A 13518-nucleotide genomic window follows, 5' to 3' on the forward strand; every position below is an offset into this window, starting at 1 on the left:
CATATTCTAAAAAGAATGAAACGACAATGATGAAAAATGGCTTCATGATAAACCCGAATTGTCCGGGGACCCCATCGGTTTTCTGCTTCCCCCGGCGGTTCCGTCAGCTTTATATTCCAGGTGAGTTTCTCTTATTTAAACTGATAAAGAAAAATGATGACCCCTTTTAAGGCATGTTTCTTACTTCCCTTAATCTCAAGAGTAACTTCCACTTCTGTTTTGGCAGTACCCCTCAGGTTGGTAATAGCCTTCAGCTTTGTAGCGATACGTACTTCGCTGTTGACCACAACAGGCTGGCCGAATTTCAGCTTGTCAATGCCGTAATTCACCAGCATGCTGCAGTTGTTTACTTCGATGCTTTGGAACCAAAGATAGGCAAGAAGTGAGACACTCAGGTATCCATGCGCAATGGTTGCTCCATATGGGCTTTCCCTTTTAGCTCTTTCCTCATCCACATGTATCCATTGATGATCCAGGGTGGCATCAGCAAAAAGGTTGATTTGTTCCTGAGTAATTTTGTGGTAATCAGAAGTTGCGAGATCTTTGCCTGCATATTGTTCAAACTCGTTGTAGCTATTGATAATTAGTTTTGCCATGGATCAGTTTTGTGATAATAAACTAAAAATTAACCTTATGCCTTAATACGGGCTCTGTTTATCAGGCATCAGTTCCAGAGTGAGCCCTTGTACCCCGGGTTCTGCTTACGGATTTCTATTCAAACAGCAGGGTAGGATCCAGAGCATAACGGCCGAAGAGTTTTCCGTATATGGCTAGTCCGCCAGGCATCCCTTCATCAACCTCGAAACGAATATTCAGTTTTCCGTCCGGTGAGTTCCTGAGCAAATCAAGGGGTATATTCGATTTGAGCAGGTAACCATAAGAGCCGGCTTCCCTGAGTTTCCCGTCCCGGGGCTGGGAAAACCACGAAAGGACCCCCCTGTGATCAGCCGGATCATCCTCCAGATAGAACAGGTCGACCACCTGCCCGTTCACCTTCACCTTCAACAGCGTCGGATATTTATAGCTGTCGGTCATGGGATAGGAGTTCGGGTTCCTGCTGGGATCAACAGTGCCCCGTCCCCGCATATAATCACCTTCCAGTTCGCTTCTGTCCTTTCTGTCCTTTCCATGCAGTTTTTTTGCTGAGGCTTCAAACACCAGGGTAAGCTTTTTAACTTCCTGCAGCTTCATTTCCGAAGGGATGGGAAGCTCATAGGAGAAATAGCCTTTCCCTGCCCCGTTCACTTTTAAACCATTTAGAATATTCCACTGGCCATCGGACCATCGGGCTTCGCTGAAGGAGGCAGGTTCAAAGGTAATCGCGCCCCTCTTTACAGAACTGTCAGCATCCCGTTCATCCCTTTCTTCCACCAAGAAACTGGTGAAATTAAGATGATAGATATAGGCATTTTCATCACGCAGCCTGAGAGTAAGGTGATACAGCCCCGGAGTCTGAGGCATTCTCACATAGAGTGGTGTTACCTCGCCATTGAAATAGGGGATGGATTCCAGTATTTCGCTCTTTAACAGAAGATGTCTGAATTTCCCGTGCGAATCCCACCCCGACAGTTCATAGTCCAGGATAAAGTGATCGGGAGGAACCTGGTCTGTCATTACGGACAGGTAGAGTGGTACCTTTTCAAGACCATCCGGTCTGACGGATTTGCACAATTCAGATCCGGTGGAGAGGTATACTTCACTATGCAGGTGCCGTAGCTCCATGTCCGGGATAAACTCATTGAATCCGGGAAACTTCTCGCTGCGGTCATACTTATAATATCCGTTCCACTCATTGATCACATCGTGATGTTCCGTATAGAGCCATCCGGCTACTTTAGGGTGCCTTCTGAATTCATTCATCATGATGTGATAGTCCCAGCTCCAGTCCACATCCCCGGTACTTCCATCGTAGCCCCATACGTTTCCACACTCGCTGTTAAACATGGGAACATGCGTTTGGGTATTCCCCCCGATGAAGTTCCACTCAGAACCCACATAGGTATTTTCCACTGCATGATCGAGAAATTCACGCCACCTGTATCCAGGCAGGTAGGCGTGCCAGGTGTTGAGGTCGGTCACCACATGATCATAGTTGCAGGGCGAATTATCCTCTATAAGCCTGCCGGGATCTAGCTGCTTGGCTTCCTCATACTTTTCCCTGACCCATTGCTGAGTTTCAGGAAGATAGGCCCGTTCTTTTCCTTCTCCCGTAAACAGCCCCCAGGTTTCATTAAAAAGAACCCAGGAGAAGATGGAGGGGTGATTATAGTCCCGGGCTATCATTTCCCGCATGGCATATTCCCATTCTTCCTTTGCCTTTTCATCGGGTTCTCCCCAGAAATTGGGTACATCTGCCATGATCAGCAGTCCCAGTTTATCCGCCCAGTAAAGCTTACGGGGTATTTCGACCTTAATATGGATCCGGTTACCGTTAAGACCGATCTTCTTGGACCTGATGATTTCGTCTCTCATAAACTCGTCACTGGGATAGGTGTAGAAGCCTTCGGCATGGTAGGCCTGATCAAGACTCAGCTGGAGATAGACTGGTCTGTTATTCAACGCCACATAGGGAAAGGGTGTGCCGGGCAGATCCATAATACTGATCTTTCTCATTCCAAAATAGCTGGAGAGCTCATCAAATATGCCCTGGTTATTATGAAGCTGAACCTTCAGCTCATAGAGGTAAGGATTTTCCAGTTCCCAGAGCTGGGGATTGGGAATGCTGAATTCAAACTCCACCTCCTGCATTTTTTTCCCGATTTTCGGTGAGGTGATCATCCCTGGTATGTCCTGATTGGGGAAAGTAAGATTGATAAACAAATCCTCCTCTGCCGGATGGTCCAGCAGGGCAGATACCTTTACGGAGCCCTTATCGATATCGGGAGTAAAATGTATCCTCTTCAGGGCAATGGCCCCCCGGCTTTCCAGATAGACGGTCTGCCAGATTCCTTTGGCTTCTCCGTAGCCCTGCTTGCCCTCCAGTTTGAAAGGCTGCGGGCTGTCATCCACCCTCAGTACCAGCTGGTGAGCCTGCCCCGGGGTGGTAAATTCAGTGAGATCAAATTCGAAAGGAGTATACCCGCCCCGGTGTTCACCCACAAATTCTCCATCGATCCACACTTTGGTAAGCCAGTCGCACGCGCCGATAATGAGAAAAGTCCTTCGTCCGTTCCATTCTTCAGGAATATCCAGGCGCCGGCTGTACCAGGCCATGTGGGCCTTGTTTTCCACACCCGATAATTGCGATCCCCAGGGAAAGGGAACCATGATCTTATCCGTGAACATGGGCCGCTCATGCCAGCCTGTTTCCATGCCGGTATCCAGACTGTCAAACTGAAATTCCCAGATACCGTTCAGGTTTATCCAGTTGTCACGCTGAAAGTCGGGGCGGGGATGTTCCGGAAGGGGGATCTCCTGGGCAGCAAGACTCATGCTCAGTATCACGGTAAAAATAATAACGCCGGTGCATAGAATTCTCTTCATGTTCTGATTTCCTTTGGTAAGTTGTTCGGGTTTTTTAGTGTCAGTCTTCAATGGCCACGCCCACGTACGAATCGGCTGTTCCATAATACAGGAACCATTTTGAGCGGAAGCAGACCAGCCCTTCCGCAAAGGTGGTTCCCGATTTATATTGTCCGCTCAGCTCATGGGGAAGAGTGGGTTTTAACAGACAGGTATCTGAGCGAAAAAGCACTTTTCCCGGCTGAAGCGGATCAAAGACAATCTTCCCAACCGTATAGCTGCCTCTGGGCAGATCGGGAGAGGCATCCTCACCCTCGGAATTTTTGCCATTGTACAGCAGGACAATACCTTCCTCTGTCAGGACTGCCGGCGGACCGCACTCTGTCAGGTTGCTGTCGAAGAACCCGGGGCGGGTTTCAATAATTGCGGCCAGTTCACCTTCCTCATCCAGACCGGGATACCAGTCAGAGAGGTTCTCCGACCAGGCCAGGTTGATAAACTGTTCTCCCCAGTACATCCAGTACTTTCCATCGATTTTTGTCACCACCTGCTTTTCACCTTCAAGCCGGGTAATTATGGATCCTGATTTGGACCAGTGTTCCAGGAATTTGCCTTCATATGCCTTTGCAAAAGCAGGGCCCTTTTTCTCCCAGTGCACAAGATCCCTGGAGAAAGCGATGCTGAGTCTGGCCACTTCCCGGTTCCAGGAAGTGTAAGCCATTACGTAAAGACCGTCGTCAGTGACAACCACCCTGGGATCCTCGCATCCTCCGGGATAATCGTACTGCATGAATTCACCACTGTCGGGATAGAGTACCGGCGTGGGATATATTTCAAAATTCAGGCCATCCTCACTGCTCGCCAGACCAATTCTGGAGGTTCTTCCACCCAGAATCGCATCCGGGTTGTCCTCGGCCCTGAAAAGCACCTGTATCTTATTGTCTTTCACGATGGCAGCAGGATTGAACACATCCGCCTTCTGCCATTGCACCCTCTCATTCTTAATGGGACAAATAAAAGTATAGGTGGAATCGGCCCCCAGAACGGGATTCTCTTCAGGTTTTTGAAATTCAAGGAAGGCCGCTTCCGTTGCTTTTTCGGAATTGACTGCAGAACTACATCCGGCTGCGATCAACCAGGTCAGCAGAAAAATTGCATTTTTCATATTCAAAGTGTTTTTTATGCCAGTTCCCAGGCCTTTTTCATCAGTTTTTTAGTTAGCAGGATCCCTTCATGCTCACTCTTCTCTGTTCCTTCATACTCGATGCCGATGTAGCCCCGGTAATCGGACTCCTTGACAATCTTCATCATCCTGTAATAGTCTATTTTCGTAACCTCGCCTTTTTCATTGAAGTTGTATGATTTGGCGCTTACCGCCCTGGCATAAGGCAGCAGTCCGGCAACTCCCTGATACCTGTCATAAACCCGGTCGCACTCACCCTGTGTGGATCCCCATTTGGCCGACAGGCACCAGTTCCCGAAATCAGGGAAGGCCCCGAAATTGGGCCGGTTCACCTCTTCAATGATCCCTGCAATCAGGGCGGCATCGGAGCTGAACAAACCGTGATTTTCAATCACAATGCTGATATCGGCCTTTGCTGCATAATCGGCCAGTCTCGACATTCCATCCATGATGGCCATCCGGTATATTTCCCGGTCGGCATCACCAAAGGCATTCACACGCATGATCGGACAACCCAGCAGTTTTGCTGCATGGACCCATTTATAATGATTTTCCACCGACTTCAGTCGCGTTTTTTCACTGGCCGCCCCCAGGTCTCCTTCATCATCGACCATCAGAACCAGGTTTTTGACCCCCGCATCTGCAGAACGCACTTTCATTCTGTTCCAGAAGGCCTCATCCTTGGCCTTTCCCGGGTAGAGACCATTTACAAATTCAACGGCATCGATCTGATATTTGTCCATAGAAATGGAGGCAAAGTCGGCCGGATCCAGATCTCCTCTGCGGAAACTCCGGTGCAGGGACCACTGAGCCAGGGATATTTTCAGTTCCTTTTCTTCCTTGCTGTTTGCTATCAAGGGGTTCGTAGCCAGGGCCGTTGCCCCCATTACAGAGTTTCTGATAAATGTTCTCCTTTTCATAGTTTAGTTTACTAAATGGTCTGTATTGAAATGCCTGACGGAAGCAGAAGATCTTTGTTATAGCCATGACCATCCCTGCTGAACTGTCCATCCGGGAAGAAGACCCTGACGGTATCGCACAGCGAGGGGCAAGATAGCAGTAACAAAGCCATTACTGAGAGAGTAAGCCGGAGTTGAAGGATGTTTCTTTTTTTCATGATTACTTCATAAGGCTGGCGACTATTTCACAAAAAGTGTGTACTCGGATTTCCACTCCTCTGTATCGCCGGGTTTGACAGAAAGCCAGACTGAGTTCTCCGGGCTCAGGGTGGTACGGCATGCCCAGAATGCCATGCGATGCAGCGGCTTATCCACCGTAAAAGTGACACCCGCTCCTGATTTATGGTTTTGCACGGTAACCTGATGATCAGACAGCTCATCGCCATAACCTTCAAGTAAGAGGAAGAAGGAATCATCACCTTTCAGGTCCCTGATAAATCTTAATTCATTTTCCCGGATTTCAGCAAAACCCAGAGCATCGTCACTGGTGGAAACAGGGTAGGGGAAGCTGATGCTGAAGGCCCTTCCGCTTGGCTCGCCGTCAATCATAAAAAAGTTATGATTGAACTGGTCAGTCTCGATCCCTTTTGTCCCTGTATTCTGAAGCCTGTGTTCCATGGAAAACCCATTACTCTTCAGCCTGATTATCTTGTGGTATACATAACTATAGCCTATATCGCTGATTAACTCGTGCCTGAAGGAGATCCAGTCGGCACCATGTTCCACGGTCCACTTCCCGGAGTCAAGCAAATTGTAAAAATTCCTGAAATTGTAGCTTTCCTCATCCGGCTTCTCAATAACTCCGACGCCGATCCTTACATACTTCCCCCCCGGTTCTGCCTCGTCATAGCCCAGTCCCGCTTTGATATACCCCTCCACCGGTCCGGTCAGATCTTCATGAAACAGGGGGTCGTGGGTCTCTTTCCAGTACCCGAAATACTCATGTCCCTGGTACTTCACACTGCCGATTATCCCTGACCAGTCAAAGCGGGTGGCTCGATACAGACCATTTTCCGGATCCGGAAGATAAATTTTCATCTCCACTTTTTCATTGGATATGGTCAGGGATGGAAAATGATCAAAATTCATCTCTTTAAAGGTACAACTTCCGGTGCTGAGTGCCATAACAGCCAGCACGAAATTCAGGTTTAATTTTTTCATATTGCTCAATGGTTTATCCTTGGATGTTTTATTTCCAGCCTGGCATTTTATATACTTCGATGATCTGCTCAAGTTCACCAGTGAATTCCTGGGCCGAAACAGCCCAGGGAAAACTCAGGCTCAGAATCTGTGAATTAATAAAAAGTCTCATGCTAGTCTTCCAGCTGGAAATCAATGGTTGAAACCACCCGGACGATCTTGATCTGTGGCGTGTTTTCGTCCCGGTCGTTTATGGTAAACAGCCCCTGCCTAGCCATCCTGATCTCTCCGACCCCGGAGTTGGAATCACGGGCAAACTTTTCTGCAACCTCCCTGGCATTTATGGTAGCCTCTTCAATCATAGAAGGCTTGAGTTCGTTTAAACCGGTAAATATATACTCGATGGGCCTCCAGGTGTTTTTAGATCCAAGCAAAATCCCTTTCGACATAAGTTCCAGGGATTCCGAAAGCGCTTTTTGAAGCTTGTCAATATCGTTGGTTCTGACCGTAAATTCGGATTTTGCCAGGTATCTGAATTCGTTGTTCTGATAATTGGAATTATACTGGTCGGCCCTGGTATCGCTGATATTGGTGCTGCCTTTTGTCAGTTCCCCCTGTTTAAATCCCTGATCAATACAGAAGCTGTGTACCTCCTTGTTTTGTTTTTCGATCTCACTCCGGAGAGACCTGAGGTCATTGGCAGTGAGGGTGATGTTGATCGGCCAGACAGCCAGATCTGCTTTCACCTCCCGCTGTGATAAGCCTTTTACCTGAACAAAACGATCATATTTCTTCCCGGTTTTGTGCATGTTACCTACAAAGAATCCGGCAACTACAAGTGAAATCGATAGGATCAGGGTTTTAAGCCAGTCTGTTTTCATCCGTTCCAGTTTTTATTTGATACAAAATACTGCTTTTATGCCAGAAATGCGCCATGTATTTATTTGAATCCTAATTCTGCAATAAGCGGCAGGTGATCGGACAGGATCTGAACTGAATCGCAGCTGATAATTTCAGCCCTGCCCACATGGCGGGCCAGGTCTTCAGAAACAAAAATATAGTCGAGCCTGCGCTGATCCCCGTGCTCACCCTCCTTTTCTATTTGCGTCGGGAAACTGCCGGAAAAGCGGTAGCCGGACTTTCGCCTTCCTGCCTCCAGGTCCACCAGCCCGGTATCCATGAGCTTCCGGATCACTGAATAATCGAGCATTCCGGCTTTCAGGTTATTTTCCTTGTAGAGCGAATCCCGCTCCGCGAAAAATGATTCCAGCCTCCCGTGTGAATAATAAACCGAATCCAGGGGAGAGAAAGTATTGAAGTCACCCGCCAGAATCAGGCTTGAGTTTGCCGGAAGTGTTTGGATATCTTCTATGATCTGTTGGATTTCACGATTCCTAATCTCCCAGTCAGAGGGATGTAGATGAATGGCATAGCAATAAACCCACTTTATTTTGACCCGCAGTAAGCCATGATGAAAACCTGCAGTGATCCGCTGAATCTCTTCTATGGGATACCGGGAAGTGATCCCGGTGGGGAAACCGTCCTCCTTGAGTAATACACTGTAAGGATGGCCATAGCTCCTGGCGTCGTTCTGCAGTTTGCAAGGGGTAAAGTGGTTCAGCTCCTGCAGGAACACAATATCCGGATCCTGTGCCTGTATCCAGGCCATCCAGCTCTCCTTTCTGTCAGGAACTTGGGTAAATCCATACCAGACATTGTGGCTTATAATCGTGAGCTCTGAGCCTTTGGGGGAAGAATCTCTTTTTTCTATGGAGCAGGAAAACAGGAGGACTGCGGATAAAGCAAAAAGGATTGTGTTCAGAAAGTGTCCGGATCGCATGTAAGTGCATTTTGTGTTGAATTTAATCAGTTTTTGAAGAAGATGCTAATACACGGCAACTTTCGGAGCATGAAAGTTGTTTATTGAATCTGAGGGCCTTGCTTCTGCATATATTATAAATAACATTTATCTTTACCTCTTCAAATTGTGGATGTAGATGAGCGATAACATGGAACAAGTATTTGAAAATGAAGAGTTCCAGGTGCTGCTGAGGAAGTATGAAGATATGAGGAGCGGTGCACAGCCAATCTTTTTTGATGTGGAGGAATTCGAACAGATTATCGATTATTATCTGGACGACTTTCAGTATGAAGAGGCTCGTGAAGCAGCAAATCTGGGTACACGGCAGCATCCGGCCTCGGTGGAAATTAAATACAAGTTTATCCATATTTTTATTGAGCAGGGCCAGCCCAAAAAGGCGCTAGCGCTCCTGGAGGAGATCCCGGTCTGGGAGGAAAACAATGCGGAGCGCTATTTTCTGAAGGGAACGGCACTTTGTCTGACCGGCAAGCTGAAAGAGTCCGAAGCTCAGTTTGACAGGGGGCTGGAACTATCCGGTGGTGATATCTTTGAGGCCCTTATCAACATCTCCATTGCATACGAGAATGTCAGACACTTTGAACAGGCCGTTAAGTACCTGATCCAGGCCTACCACCAGCAGCCGGAAAATCTATCTGTGCTCTATGACCTGGGATACTTTTACGACCGCCTTCATAAGTTTGATGAGAGTCTGAAATATTATCAGCAGTACCTGGACCTGGATCCCTATTCGGATAATGTCTGGTACAATATGGGTATTGTCTTTCATAAGATGGAACACTTTGAAGAGGCCGTGGATGCCTATGATTTTTCCATTGCCATTAATCCCGATTATGCCTCCTCCTATTTCAATAAGGCCAGTGTCTGGGTGAATGCAGGTAAATATGAAAAAGCGATTGAGGCATACAAGGATTTTCTGGGGGTGGAGCCTGATAACACACAGGCTTACTGCTACATGGGCGATTGCTTTGAACAGATGAACCGCCTGGAGGATGCTCTGGGAGCTTTTCGTAAGGTTATAGAGCTGGATAACAGCGATCCGGAGGGGTGGTTTGGAGCCGGTATGATCTACCATCGGATGGGACAACAGCAGGAGGCCATTACCTACATACTGAAGGCCATTGAATTTGATAACAAAAACCTGGATTACTGGATCAACCTGGGTTATGCCAATGAAGATGCAGGGCTGAGCGAGGAGGCTATCAAGTGTTACACCTATGTGACTCACAGCGATGCCAATGATCTGGAAGCCTGGATCGCCCTGACCGGACTGCTTATGAAGGAAGGAGAGTACGAGCTTGCACTGGGCTTTTTGAGAGAAGCTTTTGTGCATCATCCCGAGGATCCGGGGATCAGGCTGAAGATGGCCGTATGCCATCTGAAGCAGGGAGAGACGGAGCTTTCAGTTAAGTTTCTGGAAGAGGCTCTTTCAGCAGACGGTGATCTGGAATCAGAATTTTCCTACTTTTTCCCTGAAGGGGAAAGAGAAACCCAGGTAGAGCGTATTATCCAACAGTATAAAAAGTAAAGCTCAAATGAATTTTCCACTTACACATCTCCCTGAACGAACCTCGGGGAATCGCGATTATGGCCTTACCATGATGATGGACAAAGGTCTTAGTCTGAAAGAATCCGAACACTTTATTCAATCCAGTGCCCCCTTTACCGATCTGGTTAAGTTTGGTTTTGGAACTGCACTGATCACCCGCGATCTTAAAGAAAAAGTAAAACTGTACCAGTCGGCCGGACTCAAACCCTATTTCGGGGGAACTCTTTTTGAAATGTTCTTTGTGAGGGGCGAATTTGATGCCTACAGAAAGTTTGTTTCAGAGTCGGGACTTGGCCATGTGGAGGTCTCAGACGGAACCATTAAAATGGAACACGAGGAGAAACTGGAGTGTATTGCAACGCTGGCGAAGGATTTCGAAGTGCTTTCCGAAATCGGAAGTAAAATAAAAGGGGTGGAGCTCTCCAACGAGATCTGGGTATCTCATATGAAAACCGAACTGGAGTCTGGAGCCTGGAAAGTAATTGCTGAAGCCAGGGAGAGTGGCACCATAGGCATATACCAGTCCGACGGATCGGCAAACAGAGCCCTGATCGATGACATTATAAAAGAAATTTCGGTGAATGATGTACTGTGGGAAGCACCCGGCAAAGCCCAGCAGACCATGTTTATTCAGCTGGTTGGGGCCAATGTGAACCTGGGGAATATTGCCCCCAATGAGGTCGTCTCGCTCGAAGCTCTGCGTTGTGGCATGCGTGGAGATACCTTCTTTGATGTATTGCCGGAATTGTTTCATTCCAGAAAACAGTAGCGTTTTGAAGAAAAACTCAACGAAGTACCTCTTCCTTGTACTGAGGGGAATGGGCATGGGGGCAGCTGATGTGGTGCCTGGGGTATCGGGGGGAACCATTGCATTTATTACCGGCATTTACGAAGAGTTAATAAACTCCATCAAAGGGATAAACCTGGATGCAATCAAACTGTTCTTCACCGGGCGCTGGCGTGCTTTCTGGAAGCAGATCAACGGAAATTTCCTGCTGGCGGTATTTGCCGGGATATTCCTCTCGGTGCTGTCTCTGGCCAGGCTTCTGGAATATCTTCTGGAACATCAGCCTGTTTTGATCTGGTCCTTCTTTTTTGGTTTGGTCCTGGCCTCTTCATATGTGGTGTCCCGGAAGATCAGTCACTGGAAGTATCCCATGTTTATCGCACTGGCTGGAGGCACCGCTATTGCTTTCATCATCACCAGTGTCACGCCCGCCACCACCACGGAGGCTCCCTGGTTTGTGATCCTTTCAGGCGCATTGGCCAGTTGTGCCATGATCCTTCCGGGCATATCGGGAAGTTTTATCCTGCTGCTGCTGGGCAAATATTCCTTTGCGCTTTCTGCGGTGAACGAAGGCATTATTCTCAACCTCCTCTTACTGGGTCTGGGTGCTGTTGGCGGACTGATCCTGTTTGCAAACCTGCTCTCGTGGCTGCTCCGCAAGTATCACGATGTGACCTTTGCCCTGCTGGTGGGCTTTATGATCGGATCCTTAAATAAAATCTGGCCCTGGAAGGAGACTCTGGAATACATTGAAGTGGAGGGAGTATTAAAACCGCTGATAGAAACGAATATCCTGCCCTCAGCAGGAAATGCCGGGGATCAGCTGTGGATGGCGCTGCTCCTGGCTGCTACCGGGGTTTCGCTGATCCTGTTTATCGAGATGGGACTGGCAAGGAACAGAAAAACAGACCCATGAGACGGTATGGACTGATCGGGTATCCACTTGGACACAGTTTTTCAGCTTCCTACTTCCGGGAAAAATTTCACCAGGAGGGCATCGACGCTGACTACCGGAATTTCCCCCTGGAACAACTTGCAGATTTCAAGGAGTTGTTGCACAGGGAACCTGGCCTTTCGGGCCTGAATGTGACTGTCCCCTACAAGCAGGAAATTATCCCGTTCCTCGATACGCTGAGCCCTACCTCAGAGTCAGTCCGGGCGGTGAATACCATTTCCTTCAGAAAAAACAGGGGTGGAATGGAACTGATTGGCGATAATACGGATGTTACAGGCTTCAGGCAAAGTTTGGAAGAGTATCTGAAACCACACCATACCAGGGCTCTGGTGCTAGGGACAGGGGGGAGCTCAAAAGCAGTTATTTATGTGCTTGAACAACTGGGCATCGGCTGCACCCTCGTAAGCCGGACATCCGGTAAGGCCTGCATCACTTACAGGGAACTGGATGAAGAACGGGTGGCCGCAACACCCCTGATTGTGAATACCACTCCCCTGGGGATGCATCCCGGCCCGGAGACTTATCCGGATATCCCTTACCGGGCTCTGAGTCCTGAGCACCTCCTGTTTGACCTGGTCTATAATCCGGCCAGGACCCTGTTCCTGATCAAAGGAGAAAAGCAGGGGGCAAGGATTGTAAATGGTCATCAAATGTTGATCTTCCAGGCCGAAGCATCCTGGAAGATATGGAACGGGATCGCTTGACCCCCCTTTTTCATCATCATTAACATTATCAGAAGTTAGTATCTTATATTTGTTGTAAATCTAAAGGTAGCTCTGCTGCGGGGTAAGCGAGCACATTTAAAATAAACAATTAATCGATGATTCCTCGCAGCAAGCTGCGAGGAGAATCAATAATGGCAATTACATTTTCCAGGGAGTTTCACATCTCATCCTATGATCTGAATCCGAAAGGACAGGCCAGGTTAACCACTATGGCCAATTTTTTCCAGGAAGTGGCCTATCATCATGCCAGTGATCTGGGTTTGGGATATGATGACATGAAGCGCAGAAAGACCACCTGGGTGCTTTCAAGGATGCGGATCTGTATGGAGCGCTATCCGGTCTGGAATGAACAAATAAAACTGGAGACCTGGCCAAGTGGTGCTGAGAGGCTGTTTGCCCTCAGGGACTTCAGGGTGACCGACAGCCAGGGGGAATTGATCGGAAAGGCGAGCACCGCCTGGTTGATCCTGGATCTGGATACACACCGGCTGGTACGGCCCAGGGAGATGCTCGAACAGTTTAAGCTCATTATCCATGATGAGAGGATGTTTGAGGAAGCCCTGGATAAAATCGCTGTCCCAGGTGAGCTAAGCTTCCTGAAGCAGCATGCAGTGGTATTCTCCGACCTGGATATTGTTGGTCACGTGAATAACGTCAAGTATATGGAGTGGTGCATGGATGCCTTAAGCACTGCTGAAAACGCGGAGCAGGAGATTCGGGAACTGGAGATCAATTTTAATCATGAAGCCTTGTTCGGGGACCTTATTCGCTTAGAAGGAACCGTAACAGAGCGTGGTGAGCTAGTTTTCCTGGCCACCCGTGAGGAAGATGGTCAGGAAATCATCACTGCCAGGATAAAGAGGGAATAAACGCTGCAAT

Annotated in this window: 13 protein-coding genes; 5 read left to right on the forward strand and 8 right to left on the reverse strand. The window is 48.2% G+C overall.

The features are described from left to right. Positions 1 to 131: 131 nt before the first annotated feature. The 8 genes from P1P86_04265 to P1P86_04300 all read right to left on the reverse strand — a co-directional run bounded on the left by P1P86_04265 (position 132) and on the right by P1P86_04300 (position 8584). Positions 132 to 596, reverse strand: a complete 465-nt coding sequence (locus P1P86_04265) for a MaoC family dehydratase (protein ID MDF1574390.1) — start codon at positions 594 to 596, stop codon at positions 132 to 134. A 115-nt stretch (positions 597 to 711) separates the two neighbouring features. Continuing rightward, positions 712 to 3483 (reverse strand): glycoside hydrolase family 2 TIM barrel-domain containing protein, encoded by a 2772-nt coding sequence (locus P1P86_04270; GenBank protein ID MDF1574391.1) that lies wholly within the window; start codon positions 3481 to 3483, stop codon positions 712 to 714. Positions 3484 to 3523: 40 nt separating this feature from the next. Continuing rightward, positions 3524 to 4627, reverse strand: a complete 1104-nt coding sequence (locus P1P86_04275) for a glycoside hydrolase family 130 protein (protein ID MDF1574392.1) — start codon at positions 4625 to 4627, stop codon at positions 3524 to 3526. A gap of 14 nt (positions 4628 to 4641) precedes the next feature. Then, positions 4642 to 5565, reverse strand: a complete 924-nt coding sequence (locus P1P86_04280; protein ID MDF1574393.1) for a TIM barrel protein — start codon at positions 5563 to 5565, stop codon at positions 4642 to 4644. An 11-nt stretch (positions 5566 to 5576) separates the two neighbouring features. Further along, on the reverse strand, positions 5577 to 5762 hold the full coding sequence (locus tag P1P86_04285; protein ID MDF1574394.1) for a hypothetical protein: 186 nt from the start codon (positions 5760 to 5762) through the stop codon (positions 5577 to 5579). A gap of 22 nt (positions 5763 to 5784) precedes the next feature. Next, positions 5785 to 6765, reverse strand: a complete 981-nt coding sequence (locus P1P86_04290) for a hypothetical protein (GenBank protein MDF1574395.1) — start codon at positions 6763 to 6765, stop codon at positions 5785 to 5787. A 152-nt stretch (positions 6766 to 6917) separates the two neighbouring features. Continuing rightward, entirely contained in the window at positions 6918 to 7625 is a 708-nt protein-coding gene (locus P1P86_04295) for an SIMPL domain-containing protein (protein ID MDF1574396.1), read from the reverse strand. A gap of 59 nt (positions 7626 to 7684) precedes the next feature. Further along, on the reverse strand, positions 7685 to 8584 hold the full coding sequence (locus P1P86_04300) for an endonuclease/exonuclease/phosphatase family protein (protein ID MDF1574397.1): 900 nt from the start codon (positions 8582 to 8584) through the stop codon (positions 7685 to 7687). A gap of 157 nt (positions 8585 to 8741) precedes the next feature. Here P1P86_04300 and P1P86_04305 point away from each other — a divergent pair, with 157 nt between their 5' ends. The 5 genes from P1P86_04305 (at position 8742) to P1P86_04325 (ending at position 13508) form a co-directional block, all read left to right on the forward strand. Further along, a complete protein-coding gene (locus P1P86_04305; protein MDF1574398.1) occupies positions 8742 to 10151 on the forward strand; it encodes a tetratricopeptide repeat protein in 1410 nt (469 codons plus the stop codon). Between the two features lie 7 nt (positions 10152 to 10158). Then, complete coding sequence (locus P1P86_04310; GenBank protein ID MDF1574399.1) at positions 10159 to 10941, forward strand: phosphosulfolactate synthase; 783 nt, start codon at positions 10159 to 10161, stop codon at positions 10939 to 10941. Between the two features lie 4 nt (positions 10942 to 10945). Then, entirely contained in the window at positions 10946 to 11875 is a 930-nt protein-coding gene (locus P1P86_04315) for a DUF368 domain-containing protein (protein MDF1574400.1), read from the forward strand. Beyond that, the gene (locus P1P86_04320) at positions 11872 to 12618 is read left to right on the forward strand and encodes a shikimate dehydrogenase (GenBank protein ID MDF1574401.1); all 747 of its coding nucleotides are present in this window, start codon (positions 11872 to 11874) and stop codon (positions 12616 to 12618) included. Before P1P86_04315 ends, P1P86_04320 begins: the two co-directional genes overlap by 4 nt. A 152-nt stretch (positions 12619 to 12770) precedes the next feature. Beyond that, positions 12771 to 13508 (forward strand): thioesterase, encoded by a 738-nt coding sequence (locus tag P1P86_04325; GenBank protein MDF1574402.1) that lies wholly within the window; start codon positions 12771 to 12773, stop codon positions 13506 to 13508. The last annotated feature ends 10 nt before the right edge of the window (positions 13509 to 13518 follow it).

It is taken from the genome of Bacteroidales bacterium, assembly GCA_029210725.1.
Taxonomy (GTDB): domain Bacteria; phylum Bacteroidota; class Bacteroidia; order Bacteroidales.